Genomic DNA, 15,554 nt, shown 5'->3' with positions numbered 1-15,554 from the left:
ACCGATCGGTAACATTCTCGTCAAGAGCGCATTGGCGCTGCGCGGGGGAAACATTTGCGCAGTGCGGTTGGATTAGCAGCGGTTGCAGAGGGTGCGCCTATCGACAGGACGCCACGAGAGCGAATTCTGCTCGCGGCACGCGACCTCTTCTACCGGCATGGCATTCACGCCGTCGGCGTCGAGGCGATCGCCGAGACCGCTTCCACAAACAAAATGACGCTGTACCGGCATTTCAGATCGAAGGACGATCTGATCGTGGCCTACGCCCAGCAGCTTGCCAACGAGGGTGATGAAGTCCTCGATCGCATTCTCGCCGAGAATACCGACTGCCCTCAAAGGCAAATCGCCGCCTGGGTCGACTTCGTTGAAGACGTTTTGACGAACAAGAGAGAGCGCGGGTGCGCGCTGGCGAACGCGGCGGTGGAACTCGAGGCCACTCATCCGGCTCGCGCCGTCATCGAAGCCTATAAGCAGCGCAAGCACGACAGGCTCGTGGGGCTCTTCCGCGCTGCTCAATATCGCGACCCTGATCTTCTCGCCGATGAAGTCTTTCTTCTTTTCGAAGGCGCGCGCATCAGCATTCAGTGCGGCGGAAAAGGACCGGCGTTGCGCGTCGTCGGAATGCTGCGCGGGCTTCTCGCATCGCGGCCGAAGGCTGCCTGAGTTCTAGGCGTTCAGCACAAGCAGCTGGCACTGCGGTGTCCACAGGTGATCTAAAGGCCCCGCCATTTGTCACGTAGAGCATTTGGCATGGCGCGTGCAATGCATCATGCATAACGCCTCTAGGGTTCCGGCTTCGCAGCGTCTGGTCCGAGAGAGGCACTCCCGCCTCGCGTTGGCGCGCGGCGGAGCCACGGCGGGATAAAAGCCCGGGAGACCTACACCGCGAGATGCTTCGGCGCTCGAACGGACAGGCCTCCTTCCGCGCACCCCTAACGCGCTCAATCGAGGTCCTCCGCTCCTGATTTGAAGCTCTTGCGGCCGATACTGTGGTCAGCAAAGGGACAGGGGTTGGCGATGCGCTCTACCGTCAAGCAAATTCTGAAGGCCACTATTGGTCTTGCGGCTGTGACAGGGTTCGCCCTGTCGTCTGCACAAGCCGCCGAGAAGAAGGACTTCAAAGTCGGCTGGTCGATCTACGTCGGCTGGATGCCCTGGGGTTATGCCGCCGATTCCGGCATCGTGAAAAAGTGGGCGGACAAGTACGGCATCAACATCGAGGTCAAGCAGTTCAACGATTACGTTGAATCGATCAACCAATATACGGCCGGCGCGTTCGACGCGGTCAGCGTGACCAACATGGACGCCCTTTCCATCCCGGCAGCCGGCGGCGTCGACACGACGGCCATCATCGTCGGTGACTTCTCCAATGGCAACGATGCCATCGTTCTAAAGGACAAAGACAAGCTCGCCGACATCAAGGGCCAGACCGTCAACCTCGTCGAGTTCTCGGTTTCGCATTACCTGCTCGCGCGTGCTCTCGAAACCGTGGGTCTGGCGGAGAAAGACCTCAAGGTCGTCAATACGTCCGATGCCGATATGGCGGCTGCCTACAAGACCCCGGACGTTACCTCTGTGGTGACGTGGAAGCCGATCCTCTCGACGATCCTTGAATCTCCAGATGCGAAGAAGGTGTTCGACAGCTCGCAGATCCCTGGTGAGATCATCGATCTCATGGTCGCCAACACCGATGTGATCAAAGACAATCCGAAGTTCGCAAAGGCGCTTGCCGGCATTTGGTACGAAACGCTGGCGACGATGAAGGATGGCACGGCTTCCAAAGAAGCGATGGCCAAAGCTTCGGGTACAGATCTCAAAGGCTTCGATGAGCAGCTCGCGACGACAAAGCTTTTCTCGGATCCCAAAGAAGCCGTGGCGTTCACCACTGGCCCGGATTTGAAGACGACGACGGAACGCGTCTCGAAGTTTCTCTTCGACAAGTCGCTTCTCGGCAAGGATGCGAAATCAGCAGGCGCGATTGGCGTCGAGTTTCCAGACAAGTCGGTCTTCGGCGACAAAGGAAACGTCAAGTTTCGCTATGATGCCACGTACATGAAAGAAGCGGCTGACGGTAAGCTCTAACAGGCAACGTTTCTACTAGGCTCTCAAGGAAGGCGATTGAATGCGCGCTATAAACTACCGCCCGGGAAGATCCTGGCGCCTTGCTCTCGCCCTCCTGCCATTTGCACTGCTTCTCCTCACCTACATCATCGCTTCCGATATCCGGCTCAGCGAGAACCCGAACGACAAGCTTCTTCCTTCGTTCGCCAAGATGGGTGAAGCCATCGACGCCTACGCCTTCAAGCCCGACACGCGCACGGGGAATTATCTCCTCTGGCAGGATACCTACTCGAGCCTGACGCGTCTCATCATCGGGCTTGGGATTTCGACAGCCATCGCTCTCGTTCTCGGCATCGTTGTCGGACTGCTGCCGGTCATGGGCGCGACGCTCGGGCCGGTGGTGTCGGTCTTATCGATGGTGCCGCCGCTCGCCTTGCTTCCCATTCTCTTCATCGTCATGGGCCTTGGCGAAGCCTCAAAGATCACGCTCATCGTGGTCGGCACATCGCTGAAGCTCATTCGGGACATCGCGCTGCGTGTGACGGACATTCCGCGCGAACAGCTCATCAAGGCGCAGACGCTTGGTGCGTCGACGCCACAGATCGCGCTCAGGATCGTGCTACCTCAAATTCTACCGCGCTTGATCGATTCCGTACGGTTCGAGATCGGTCCGGCGTGGCTGTTTCTCATTGCCGCCGAGGCGATCGCGGCGGACTCTGGCCTCGGCTACCGCATCTTCCTCGTGCGCCGCTATCTTTCGATGGATGTCATCCTGCCCTACGTCATTTGGATCACGCTGCTCGCCTTCCTCATGGATCTCAGCCTGCGGCTGCTGCAGCGGAAGGCGTTCCCCTGGTTTGCCGAAGCGAGGACCGCATGAGCGCCATCGTCTTCGACAAAGTCTGGAAAGAGTACGGCGATCACATCGTCCTCGAGCAGATCAATCTCGAGATCGCCGAGCGCTCGTTCGTCGCCCTCGTCGGCCCATCTGGATGTGGGAAGACCACGTTTTTGCGCATGCTGCTCGGCGAGGAGCGGCCGACGCGCGGGAAGATCATCGTGGATGGTGTTCCGCTCAAGCCCGAACCCGATGCGGACCGCGGCGTCGTCTTTCAGCGCTATTCCGTCTTTCCGCATCTGACTGTCCTCGGCAACGTCGTCATCGGCCGCGAGTTCGAGAAGTCGCGCGCATTCGGCCGTCTGTTTGGACGTGCGCGCCGGCAGGCCGAGGAAGAAGCGCGCGAGCTTCTCTCAGCTGTGGGCCTCACCGGGCACGAGGCGAAATATCCGGCGGCGCTCTCGGGCGGCATGCAGCAGCGGCTCGCGTTGGCGCAAGCGTTGATGCGACGTCCGAAGGTGCTGCTGCTGGATGAACCTTTCGGCGCGCTCGATCCCGGCATTCGGTCGGAGATCCACGTTCTCATGCGCCGCATCTGGAATGAATCGTCCCTGACGGTCGTGATGGTCACGCACGACCTCAGCGAAGCCTTCGAACTCGGCACGCGCGTCATCGCTTTCGAGCGGCCCCGCAACAGGCCGGAGGAGCTCGAGCGTTACGGCGCAAGACTATCGGCCGACATTCCAACGCCGCCTTCTAGCGCTCAGGAACTTTCAAAGGGCGCTACGATCACAAGGGACATCGAGGTGTGGCCGAAGAAAGTTGCCGGAAGCCCAGGAGTTCACAAGCCTAACGGGCATGCAGCTCCGCAGTCTTGAACCACGAGCTTACCCCGAGGGACGACCCTCGGCGGGTATTCACGAACCCGGGACGGCCCGGACTAACGCGCAAGCCGCGTCTGCCAGGGACGCATCTCGCGTGGGGAGTGGAGAATGGAAAACCTGATCTACAGCGATACGCTGCCAGGCGGTAAGCACTGGTCGCTGCTCATGCGCCGCAATACGCGGCTGCGTCTGACGGACGTCGAGGGCGGCGCGAATATCGGCATGCTGTTCTACAATCCGCAAAACCTGCTCGAGCGCTACAACGCGCCCGACACGCTCAAGTGTCAGCACACCTTCAAACTCACGGCGGGCCATTGTCTCTATTCCGACATGGGCCGCATCTTCTGCTCGATCGTGTCGGACAGCTTCGGCTGGCACGACACGGTTTCGGGCAATACGACAAAGGCGATCGTCGCGCGCAAGTGGGGCGAGAAGAGCTATCAGGCTGCCCGCAACGACTGGCAGCAGAACGGCCACGACAGCTTTCTCGTCGAAGGCGCGAAGTATGGCCTGACGCGCCGCGACCTCGCCGCGAACGTCAACTGGTTCAGCAAGGTGGCTGTCGCCGCTGATGGGGCGATGTCGCTCGACACGTCCGCCGCGAAGGCCGGCGCGCAGGTCGAACTCCGGTTCGAGATGGACACGCTCGTTCTCTTTCACACGTGCCCGCACCCGCTCAATTTTGCCAACACCTATCCAAGGAAGCCCGCGCAGTTCGAGATCCTGGAGGGACCTCCCGCGGCGCTCGATGACCCTGCCCGCCTTTCGGCGCCGGAGAATGCGCGCGGTTTCGAAAACAACCGCATCTTCCTGGCCGGCTGCTGTGGAGATCACCACCAATGATCAAGGAAAGCACCCTCCGCGAGGCCGACGCGATCTATCGCCATGTCATTCCCGCCGGCACCTATTGGATGCATGTCGTCCAGAAGGGCCAGACGCTGCGCCTCCTCGACCTTGAAGGCAACCAGGCGGCTGACACGCTGTTCTTCAATGCCGACGATCCGGCCGAGCGCTACTCGGCTTCCGACACGATCCGTGAACAGGGCAACATCTATCTGACTGCGGGCACAGTGCTGATGTCCGATATCTGCCGTCCGATGCTGACGATCACGGCCGACACGGTCGGGCGCCACGATACGCTTGGCGGCGCGTGCGCGACCGAGAGCAACACGGTTCGCTACGCGCTCGAGAAGAAGTCGATGCACGCGTGCCGCGACAGCTACCTGCTCGCGATCGCCGAGAACGAGCAATACGGGCTTTCGAAGCGCGACATCGGGCACAACATCAACTTCTTCATGAATGTGCCGGTGACGCCTGATGGCGGATTGACGTTCGAGGATGGCCTGTCGGCGCCCGGTAAATACGTCGAGATGACGGCGCACATGAACGTCATCGTGCTCATCTCGAACTGCCCGCAGCTCAACAATCCCTGCAACGCTTACAACCCAACGCCCATCGAGGCACTCATCTGGGGCGAAGGGGTCTGACACTGATGTTTCGCAAGGTCTTGATTGCCAATCGTGGCGCCATCGCGTGCCGCATCATTCGAACGCTCGATCGCATGGGCATTGCGAGCGTTGCCGTTTATTCGGAAGCCGACCGGCATTCGATGCACGTGATGCAGGCTGGCGAGGCGGTCGCCATCGGCCCCTCACCTGCCGCTGAGAGCTATCTGAAGTTCGAGGCGATCTTAGAGGCGGCGAAGGCCACTGGCGCTGAGGCCATCCATCCGGGCTACGGCTTCCTGTCGGAAAATCCGGATTTCGCGGAAGCCTGCGAAGCGGCGGGCATCGCCTTCATCGGTCCGAAAGCTCAGCACATGCGTGCGTTCGGCCTGAAGCACAAGGCGCGTGAACTCGCCCTTGAAGCGGGCGTCCCACTCGCGCCGGGCTCGGGTCTCATCCGCGATGTGGAGCATGCGAAGAGCGAGGCTCAGCGCATCGGTTACCCGGTGATGATCAAGAGCACGGCGGGCGGCGGCGGCATCGGCTTGCAGCTCGTCTCCTCGGCGGACGAGATGGGACCGATGTTCGAGCGCGTCGAGCGTCTGGCGCGCAACAACTTCAAGGACGCGGGCATCTTCATCGAGAAGTATGTCGCGCGCGGCCGCCATATCGAGGTGCAGATCTTCGGCGACGGCCGGGGCAATGTCGTCTCGCTCGGCGAGCGCGATTGCTCGGCCCAGCGGCGCAACCAGAAAGTCATCGAGGAGACGCCGGCACCCAATCTCCCGGAGGCTACACGCGCAGCACTTTGGGAAACGGCGCGGCGTCTCGGACAGTCCGTCAATTACGAAAGCGCCGGCACTGTCGAATATCTCTACGACGCCGAGACCAACGAGTTCTATTTCCTCGAGGTCAACACGCGTCTGCAGGTCGAGCACGGCGTCACGGAAGAAGTCGTCGGCGCCGACCTCGTCGAATGGATGGTGCGCCAGGCAGCGGGTGAATTGCCGCCGCTCGATCAATCGAAGATCGTGCCGCAGGGCGCGTCGATCCAAGTCCGGCTTTATGCGGAAGATCCTGGCCGCGATTTCCGGCCAAGCTCGGGCCGGCTGACGGAGGTTTCGTGGCCCTCGGGCGCGCGCATCGAAACGTGGGTGCAAGGCGGATCGGAGGTTTCACCCTTCTACGATCCGATGATCGCGAAGATCATCGTCAAGGGCTCGTCACGCAAGGATGCACTGGCTCGGCTCTCGCGGGCGCTTGCGGATACGCGCATCGGCGGGCTCGAGACCAATCTCGATTATCTGCGGCAGCTCGCAGGATCTGAAGTCTTTGCGAACGGCGACGTGCTGACGCGGACGCTGCAAACATTCGCGTACAAAGCCGACACGATCGAGGTTCTATCGCCTGGCACGCAGACGACGATCCAGGACTGGCCGGGCCGCGTTGGCTATTGGGCCGTTGGCGTTCCGCCCTCCGGGCCCATGGACGCGCTGTCGTTCCGCCTCGCCAATCGCATCGTCGGCAATGATGAAGGCGCTGCGGGCATCGAGACGACGCTCGCGGGGCCTTCGCTCAAGTTCAACACCGATGCCGTGATCTGCCTTGCCGGCGCGGAGTTGGCGGCGACGCTCGACGGGGAGCCTGTCAGCTACTGGCAAGCCATTCAGGTCAGAGCGGGCCAAGTGCTGAAGATTGGCGGCGTCAAAGGCCCTGGCGTGCGCGCCTACATCGCTGTGCGCGGCGGCATCGACGTCCCCTCGTATCTCGGCAGCAAATCGACGTTCACCCTTGGCAAGTTCGGCGGTCACGGCGGGCGCGTGCTGATGACGGGTGACGTGCTGCACATCGGCCGCGAGGCGACGAGCTTTCCTTCCGCTCGCCTGCCCGATGAGCTCAAGCCTTCCCTCGTCCACACGTGGGAGATCGGCGTTCTCTATGGTCCGCATGGCGCGCCCGATTTCTTCGCGCCGGAATATATCGACACGTTCTTCTCGTGCGACTGGGAGGTTCATTACAATTCGAACCCGACGGGCATACGCCTGATCGGACCGAAGCCCGTTTGGGCGCGCACGGACGGCGGCGAGGCCGGGCTGCATCCGAGCAACATTCACGACAACGCCTATGCGATCGGAACGATCGATTTCACCGGCGATATGCCCGTCATTCTCGGTCCGGATGGTCCCTCACTCGGCGGCTTCGTCTGTCCGGCGACCATCGTGCAGGCGGAACTGTGGAAGATGGGTCAGCTGCGGCCGGGCGACAAGGTTCGCTTCAAACGGCTGACACCTGCTGATGCGGCCGCACTGCTCGCAAAGCAGAAAGCGGAAGTCGCGACGCTGCAGCCGATCGCAGCGCCTTCGTTCCCGCACGCCAAGTGGGGCGCGGACGACTGCATCGTCGGCGGCCGCGAGGAATCCGGCGACAAGCCTCGCGTCGTCTACCGCCGCGCAGGCGATGCCTACATGCTCATCGAGTACGGCCCGATCGTCCTCGACTTCAACTTGCGCTTCCGCGCGCATGCGCTGATGGCGGCACTCGAAGCCCGCAAGCTTGCCGGCATCATCGATCTCACGCCCGGCATCCGCTCGCTCCAAGTCCATTACGACAGCACGGTGCTGCCTCTTGAAGATCTCATCACCGAGTTGGCGCAGATCGAAGACACGCTCGGCGACCTGAGCGACATCGAGGTGCCCTCGCGCATCGTGCATCTGCCATTGTCGTGGAACGATGCAGCGGTGCAGAAGACGATCGACAAGTACATGCAGGGCGTCAGACCCGACGCGCCGTGGTGTCCTTCGAACATCGAGTTCATCCGGCGCATCAACGGTCTCGATTCCATCGAGGATGTGCTGCGGATCGTGTTCGACGCGACCTATCTCGTGCTCGGCCTCGGCGACGTCTATCTCGGCGCGCCGGTGGCGACGCCTGTTGATCCTCGTCACCGGCTCGTGACGACGAAGTACAATCCGGCGCGCACGTGGACGCCAGATAACGTCGTCGGCATTGGCGGCGCTTACATGTGCATCTACGGCATGGAAGGTCCGGGCGGCTATCAGCTCTTCGGGCGCACGTGCCAAGTCTGGAACACGTACCGGACAACGGAAGCCTTCAAAAAGGGCTCGCCGTGGCTTCTGCGGTTCTTCGACCAGATCAGGTTCTATCCGGTCTCGAGCGAAGCGTTGCTGGAGTTTCGCGACGGGTTCCTCGAAGGACAGGGCGGCGTCAAAATTGAGGAGACAACGTTCCGCCTCAAGGATTATCAGGCATTTCTCAGAGCGAACGCGGATACGATCAGCGCGTTCAAGACCCGTCAGCAGGCGGCATTCGAGGCTGAGCGGGCGCGCTGGCAGCAGGTCGATCAGGAAGGTGCTGCGAGCGCATCGGAAGCCGGCAACGATGACGATGCCAGTGCGGCGCTGCCGCCGGGAGCGACAGCTGTCGAAAGCCCGGTCCCGGGCAGCGTCTGGAAGATCCTCGTTGAGCCCGGAGCGCGGGTTGCTGAAGGCGAGACGCTGATTATCGTCGAGTCCATGAAGATGGAGATGGCCGTGACAGCACCGCAAAGCGGTATCGTCCATGAGTTGCGGTGCGCTGAGGGCCGGCCTGTGGCACTGGGCCAAGCGCTTGTCATTTTGAAAGAACATGCGGAGGCAACTGCGTGACCTTATCGCTCGACATTGCCCATCTCTCCGCGCTCTACGAGCAAGGAAAGATCACGCCAGAAGCCGTTATCGAGGAAGTCTTCGCGCGGATCGCAGGCAAGGGCGTTGCGCCCGACTGGATCGCATTGCGCGACAAGGCGGACGTTCTGGAGAGCGTACGGCGCGCGTCGCGCGGTCCGCTGTACGGCATTCCGTTTGCCGTGAAGGACAACATCGACGTCGCCGGCCTGCCGACGACGTGCGCGTGCCCGGCATTCGCTTATACGCCAGAGCGTTCGGCGACGGTCGTCGAGCGGCTTGAGGCTGCAGGCGCGATCCTCATCGGCAAGACGAACCTCGATCAGTTTGCGACGGGTTTGAACGGTACCCGCTCGCCCTATGGCATTCCCGCGAACGTCTTCAACGCGGACTACATCTCGGGTGGATCGAGCTCGGGCTCGGCCGTCGTCGTTGCGGCGGGGCTCGTCTCGTTCTCGCTTGGCACGGATACGGCTGGTTCTGGACGCGTACCGGCGGGGTTCAACAACATCGTTGGCCTGAAGCCGACAAAGGGCATGATCTCGACGCGTGGCGTCGTGCCGGCGTGCAAGAGCCAGGACGCGGTTTCGATCTTCGCGCTGACCGTCGGCGATGCTGCAAAGGTTGCAGAAACAGCCGCCGCTTTCGATAAGGACGACTGCTACGCGCGGCCGGATGCGCCGCCCTTCGCGGTTCAGGAGTTCGCGCGGCCGCTGCGCGTCGGCATTCCCAATGCACCCCTGTCGTTCTTCGGTGATAGCGAGTACCAGCGGCTTTATCATCAGACGATCGATCGTCTCGCGGCGCTCGGCTTCGAAATCACGCCATTCAACTTTGCGCCTTTCCGCGATACGGCCGCGATGCTTTATGACGGCCCGTGGGTCGCCGAACGGTTGTTCGCGGCGGACGATCTGAAGGATGAGGATCTCAATCCGGTCGTCGGCGCAATCCTGCGCGGCGGTAAGGACAAGACGGCGCTTGCTGCATTCGAGAGCTTCTATCGCCTGGAAGAGTTCCGCCGCGCGGCAGAGGCTGAATGGAAACGCATGGACGTGATGGTGCTGCCGACGGCCGGCACGACCTACACGATCGCGGATATGCTCGCTGATCCCATTCAGCTCAATTCCAACCTCGGCGCCTATACGAACTTCGTCAATCTGCTCGACCTGTCAGCGCTCGCCGTGCCTGCCGGTTTCCGCGCGGATGTCATTCCCTTTGGCGTGACCTTGATCGGGCGCGCGTTTGAAGACGGGAAGCTCGCCGCGTTAGGGGACGTCCTTCACCGCGCGCTCGAAGGCGCCAAGCTCGGTGGGACAGAAACCGCGTTGGCGCAAACCGCTCCCGCGGCAGCGAAGCCCCTTAAGAAGCCGGCAGTTCAGGTTGCTGTGGTCGGCGCGCATCTGCGGGGGCAGCCGCTCAATGGCCAGTTGACCGAACGCAACGCCGTCTATCTGGAGACTGCCCGTACGGCTGAAGGCTACCACCTTTACGCCTTGCCGGGAACGACACCGCCGAAGCCGGGGCTCGTTTTCGAAGGCACCGGGCCGGGCAAAATCGAGGTGGAAATCTGGGAGATGAGCGAAGCCGCCTTCGGCTCGTTCGTGGCCCTCATCCCAGCGCCTCTCGGGATCGGCACGCTCACCCTCGACGATGGCAGGCAGGTCAAAGGCTTCCTGTGCGAGAGCCACGCGCTCGCCGGCGCTGAGGACATCACCGAATTCGGTGGCTGGCGGGCTTGGCTGAACCGAACCGCAGTCGCCTGATTTTTCTCAAGAATCCTCCTATCACGTTGCAAACGCCCTGCTGTTGAAGCCGTCGGCGTTTGCAACGCTGCGTGTGCAACATTGATGACCTCGGCCCGACATTCCTGTAGTATTTTGTTTGGGTTGAACGTTTTGAACGCCCTTGAGACCGCCTTATCGCGGCAAGCGAGGAAACGATGCGCAGCAGCTTTATTCGATCGGGTTTCGCCGCCGGAATAGCAGCCGTTCTCGGCCTGATGGCTGTTTACTCCGGCGCGCGGGCCGACGACACGGACGCGATGTGGGATAGCCTCCGGCGCGACGTTTTCGGCACTCGGGTTGTCGCGGATGGCGCCGGGAAGGTGACGCTCGAGGCGCCCTATCGCGCAGAAGACGCAGCGACCGTTCCGCTGACGGTCCGCCTGCCAGCCGAATTCGCCAAGGATGTGAAATCCCTGACGCTTGTGATCGATAAGAACCCCTCGCCTGTCGTCGCGACTTTCAACTACGGCGAAGCCGCGGGCAGCGGAGAGCGCGTGTTGGCCACGCGGGTTCGCATCGATCAATATTCGAACGTTCGCGCCATCGCCGAAACGAACGACGGCCGGCTCTTCATGACGACGAAGTTCGTGAAGGCTTCGGGCGGCTGCTCGGCGCCTGCCGGCAAGGATCCTGAGGAAGCGGCCAAGACCCTGGGCAAGATGAAGGTAACGACCGCGTTCAAGGATCCCGAGAACGCCGCGTTGCAGGAAGCGCAAGTCATGATCCGGCATCCCAACAATTCGGGCCTGCAACAGGATCAGCTGACGGGTCTCTATATCCCGCCGCACTTCGTAGAAAAGGTGGCCGTGACGACCGGCGGCAAAACCATCTTCACGATGACCGGCGGCATCTCGATCAGCGAAAACCCGAACTTCCGCTTCACCTATCAAGGTAATCCAGCAGATGTGATGAGCGTCATGGCTGAAGACACCAAAGGCAATGAGTTCAAGGGCAGCTCGACGCCGGGGCAATCCTGACGCCGCGGCAGCGGGAACGGCCGCATGGCCGGCAAGCTGACAGACGACGATTTGATACCAGTCGCGGGCGGCGGGCTTTTGCATCGCCGCCTTTTTCTTGGCGGCGGTCTCGTTCTGGCGGTGGCGCAGACGGCAACGTCGTTGCGGGCTGAGGACGCCCCGCGGCCCCATACTGAGGATCCTGCGGATCCCTCCTGGCTCCATCAGACCGGACTCCCTTTTAGCGGATACGGTACCCCTTCGCGCTACGAGAAGCGTGTCGTTCGGAACACCGGGGGCAATCGCTCGCCTGCGGGCGATGGCGTCTCCTGGACGCCTTTGCAGGAGCTGGAAGGCATCGTTACGCCGAGCGGGCTCCACTTCGAGCGCCATCATGATGGCGTGCCCGACATCGATCCCAATGTGCACCGGCTGGTCATTCACGGGCTCGTTCAGCAGCCGCTGGAGTTCACGGTCTCAGACCTGCTTCGCTATCCAATGATCTCCCGCTTTCTCTTCATCGAATGCGGCGGCAACAGCAATGCCGGCTGGCATGAGGAACCGATACAGCGGCCGGTCGGTGACTTCCATGGTCTCGTTTCCTGCTCGGAATGGACCGGCGTGCCGCTGTCCATCCTGCTCGATGAAGCAGGCGTCGATGGGAAGGCTTCCTGGGTGATTGCCGAAGGGGCAGATGCAGGCCTTCTCAACGTCAGCCTGCCGCTTGCGAAGCTGAAGGAGGATGCGTTCGTCGCGCTCTATGAAAACGGTGAGCGCGTCCGGCCGGAGAACGGCTATCCCCTGCGCCTCATCGTGCCCGGCTGGGAAGGCATCACGCACGTCAAATGGCTGAGGCGGCTGCACGTCACTGACGCTCCCGCAATGACGCGCAACGAGACTGCGAAATACACCGAGCTTCTCCCGTCCGGCAAAGCGCGCATGTTCACGTTTGTCATGGACGCGAAATCACTGATCACGTCGCCCTCGCCCGGCCAAAAAATGAATGGCGCGAACGTTTATGAAATTCGTGGCCTCGCGTGGAGTGGACGGGGAAGAATCGCCAAGGTCGACGTTTCCGCAGACGGCGGCAAATCGTGGGCGGAAGCGCATCTGCAGGAGCCCGTGCTGTCGCAGTGCTTCACGCGGTTTCGATCGGCGTGGAAGTGGGACGGCAAGCCGGCGCTTCTCAAGAGCCGGGCGACGGACGAGACCGGATACGTTCAGCCCGAACGCGATGTGCTGGTCTCTGAGCGCGGGCGCGAGGGCTACTTCCACTTCAATGGCATTGTCTGCTGGGCAGTCGATGAAGATGGTACGATCAGCCATGTCTATGCCTAGAGGCACCACAGTTGCTATTAGCATTGTCGGGGTGACGCTGGCTGCCGGCTCGCTTGCGGCCGATACCGCTATCCAAGCTCCCCGCCTTGGGACACCGCTTAGCGCGGGCGAGGTCGCGAAATGGGATCGGACGATCTTCGCCGATGGGCGCGGGCTGCCACCTGGGCGTGGCACAGCGAGAGACGGCCGCATCATCTACGCGCAGCAGTGCGCGAGCTGCCATGGCGTTCGCGGCGAAGGCGGTACAGCCGAAGAACTCGTCAACGAACCGAAGCCGCCATCGGCCGACAATCCGAGCAAGGCTATCGGATCCTACTGGCCATTCGCGCCGACAATCTTCGACTTCGTCCGGCGCAGCATGCCGCCCGCAGCGCCCGGCTCGCTTTCCGCCGACGAGACGTATGCGGTGACGGCCTACTTGCTTTTCGCGAACGGCATCATTCCAGAGAGCCAAGAGATGAATGCCGCAGCGCTGAGCGCCGTGCGCATGCCGAACCGCGACGGCTTTGTCTGGATCGACGTTAAAAAGTGAGCGGCGGCGGGCGTCCCGTGCTCTTCAGAAATTGATTTTCGCGCCGACGATGACTTCCTGGAACGCGTCGAGAGATGTTCTTCCGGCAGGAATTCCGTTGGCCGCGGTTCCGGCGCTGCCGATAACGTCGCCATCTGCGTGCCCATAGACGGCGTAAAGGCTCATTTCAGCGGCGTCGATATATTGGATGATGCCGCCATGCCAAAAATTGACGCTCGCTGAAACGCTCCTGCCGGGATTGGAGCCGGGATCATCGTGACGGTACATGCCGAAGATGTTGGTTTTGCCTAGCGGAATCCACTTGTACTCGATGCCAGGCTGGATGAACCATGTCTGGCTGTCAGGCTCGACGAGCAGCGAGTTCGTCGCCGGGTTGCCGGTCTCGATGTGCTGCTTACCCCAACCGCCATACACGAAGATTCCAGTAGGTGTATGCATGATCGTGGCGGCGGCGCCGCCCCAACTGCATTCGAAGCCCTGGTGAGAATTTTGATTAGGTGGAGGCAGCGAGGATGCACTGGTCGTGCTCGACGATATGCAGGCAGTTCCACCCACGACGTACGTGCCTAGGGAGTTGCCAAACTGGGTGCCCGGGTCGTTGCTCTGACCATAGCCCACCCGCGCGAGGACACTGAAATCGCCAATTTCGTTTTTGTACACAAGGGCCACATCCCAAAGATCGTCCTCGCCCCATGCGGCGGTGCCGGTGAAGTTCGCGATGGTCGGGGAGTCGTAGCGAACGACATTGCGGCGGCCGCTATCGCCAGGCGTGGAATTGTTGAAGCCACGCAGAATGTCGGTCCATCTGTTCGTGCCCAAGGGCAAGCCGTTGGCCCTCAGCTGAAATTGCGACAGGTAGATCGCTGGTCCTTCAGCGTCGTCGACGTTACGAGTCAAAGTGAAATCGGCATCATCGAGGAGGTGATATGTTGCGGTGCCATTCTGGCCGATAGCAACCTGGCCCCAATCCTTGCTCCTGACGAACCAGAAGCTTTTGCGGACGAGAACCTGATTATCCTGGTTATTGGGGTTGGCGCTCGATGAAGCAGGTGAATTCTGGTTCCATTGATTTGACGGATGGCCTTGCGTGCCGATTTCCAGGGTGTAACCGGCCGACCAGTCGGACGTGATCTTTGCCTCTCCAACGAACCTGAAACGCGACTGCTCAACGGAGTTGGTGCCGACGTAGGCGTTTTGCTCCGTGCCATCATCCCACATGATGACGTTTTCGTTGACCCAGCCCGAGATCGTCAGGCTGACTTTCCGATTGCCTTTGCGCGCCGTGGTCGCTTCGAGCTCTGCAATGCGCTCCTCGAGATCGGCGCAGCAATTGCCTCCCACGTCGTTGGCCGCTGCAGATGACATGAAGGCCAGCAAGGCTGCACCGCTGCACACGATGCTTCCGAGCGCGCGAGATATCCTCATGATCACCATCCCGTGAATCAATCCGTCGAAGGATTGTTATGCGTGCAGCGTGCGGATCAATACGGAACCGGCCAAAACTGCAGGATGGCAAATTGCCTGTTACGCAAAAGCGATTATGCAAAAATCCGAGAATTCAATTTTTCTGTTAGATTGAAATTGCCTCTGTTAGCTGAGATTTCCGATACGCTTTTGGGCCGTTCTCGTTTCGATGGAAAGTGCATGGTTAGGCCGCGCGGGCAAATCTCTGGCGTGAGTTTTTGCGAGCTAAAATCTTCTGCTCCTCACTCATTGCAATGCTGGGTGTCACTTCCAAATAATCATCGGCACGGCCACAATCCGACATGCATGGTGCCGCCTATAAAGACTGCTGCGGGCATTGCCGAAACGTGTCGGCGATCCTGCACATGGCGATCATCGCAATGTCAGCGTCAAGCGCGACAGCCAGCCCCAAACAGGTGAGCCGTTATGGGTCGTGGCCGAGGCCAAAGGTGGCAAGCTTTCCGGAAAGTCCCGGGAGCGGCGAAACAGAGCTTCAAGGTGATGTCACATCGTTGCGACTAGGCATGGCCCGGACGCGCCGGGATGCCGCGGCCAGCGAGCCTTGCTCC

The 15,554-nt window shown here is 61.2% G+C and carries 12 protein-coding genes and 1 riboswitch; of the genes, 11 read left to right on the top strand and 1 reads right to left on the bottom strand.

Features of this window, described 5'->3' with window-relative positions:
- Window positions 1-54 precede the first annotated feature (54 nt).
- The 11 genes from VFG26_RS15870 to VFG26_RS15820 all read left to right on the top strand — a co-directional run bounded on the left by VFG26_RS15870 (window position 55) and on the right by VFG26_RS15820 (window position 13,521).
- Window positions 55-663, top strand: a complete 609-nt coding sequence (locus VFG26_RS15870; protein ID WP_325027001.1) for a TetR/AcrR family transcriptional regulator — start codon at window positions 55-57, stop codon at window positions 661-663.
- 108 nt (window positions 664-771) lie between these two features.
- A riboswitch (guanidine-I (ykkC/yxkD leader) is annotated at window positions 772-878 on the top strand.
- A gap of 139 nt (window positions 879-1,017) precedes the next feature.
- Entirely contained in the window at window positions 1,018-2,082 is a 1,065-nt protein-coding gene (locus VFG26_RS15865; protein WP_325027000.1) for a putative urea ABC transporter substrate-binding protein, read from the top strand.
- A gap of 40 nt (window positions 2,083-2,122) precedes the next feature.
- Window positions 2,123-2,941, top strand: a complete 819-nt coding sequence (locus tag VFG26_RS15860; protein WP_325026999.1) for an ABC transporter permease — start codon at window positions 2,123-2,125, stop codon at window positions 2,939-2,941.
- Window positions 2,938-3,777 (top strand): ABC transporter ATP-binding protein, encoded by an 840-nt coding sequence (locus VFG26_RS15855; protein WP_325026998.1) that lies wholly within the window; start codon window positions 2,938-2,940, stop codon window positions 3,775-3,777. Before VFG26_RS15860 ends, VFG26_RS15855 begins: the two co-directional genes overlap by 4 nt.
- Before the next feature lie 114 nt (window positions 3,778-3,891).
- Entirely contained in the window at window positions 3,892-4,626 is a 735-nt protein-coding gene (locus VFG26_RS15850; protein WP_325026997.1) for an urea amidolyase associated protein UAAP1, read from the top strand.
- A complete protein-coding gene (locus tag VFG26_RS15845) occupies window positions 4,623-5,270 on the top strand; it encodes an urea amidolyase associated protein UAAP2 (protein WP_325026996.1) in 648 nt (215 codons plus the stop codon). Before VFG26_RS15850 ends, VFG26_RS15845 begins: the two co-directional genes overlap by 4 nt.
- Window positions 5,271-5,275: 5 nt before the next feature.
- On the top strand, window positions 5,276-8,893 hold the full coding sequence (uca, locus tag VFG26_RS15840) for an urea carboxylase (protein WP_325026995.1): 3,618 nt from the start codon (window positions 5,276-5,278) through the stop codon (window positions 8,891-8,893).
- On the top strand, window positions 8,890-10,674 hold the full coding sequence (gene atzF / locus VFG26_RS15835) for an allophanate hydrolase (RefSeq protein WP_325026994.1): 1,785 nt from the start codon (window positions 8,890-8,892) through the stop codon (window positions 10,672-10,674). Before uca ends, atzF begins: the two co-directional genes overlap by 4 nt.
- A gap of 176 nt (window positions 10,675-10,850) precedes the next feature.
- Entirely contained in the window at window positions 10,851-11,672 is an 822-nt protein-coding gene (locus VFG26_RS15830) for a quinoprotein dehydrogenase-associated SoxYZ-like carrier (RefSeq protein WP_325026993.1), read from the top strand.
- Between the two features lie 24 nt (window positions 11,673-11,696).
- Window positions 11,697-12,989, top strand: a complete 1,293-nt coding sequence (soxC, locus tag VFG26_RS15825) for a sulfite dehydrogenase (protein WP_325026992.1) — start codon at window positions 11,697-11,699, stop codon at window positions 12,987-12,989.
- A complete protein-coding gene (locus VFG26_RS15820; RefSeq protein WP_325026991.1) occupies window positions 12,976-13,521 on the top strand; it encodes a cytochrome c in 546 nt (181 codons plus the stop codon). Before soxC ends, VFG26_RS15820 begins: the two co-directional genes overlap by 14 nt.
- A 24-nt stretch (window positions 13,522-13,545) precedes the next feature.
- On the opposite strand, the gene VFG26_RS15815 is transcribed toward VFG26_RS15820, so the two are convergent.
- Entirely contained in the window at window positions 13,546-14,946 is a 1,401-nt protein-coding gene (locus tag VFG26_RS15815; protein ID WP_325026990.1) for a porin, read from the bottom strand.
- Between the last annotated feature and the right edge of the window lie 608 nt (window positions 14,947-15,554).

It is taken from the genome of Hyphomicrobium sp., from assembly GCF_035687085.1.
Classification (GTDB): Bacteria; Pseudomonadota; Alphaproteobacteria; order Rhizobiales; family Hyphomicrobiaceae; genus Hyphomicrobium_B.
Note: the sequence above shows the minus strand (reverse complement) of the source record. Positions and strands in the feature narration are given on the sequence as shown.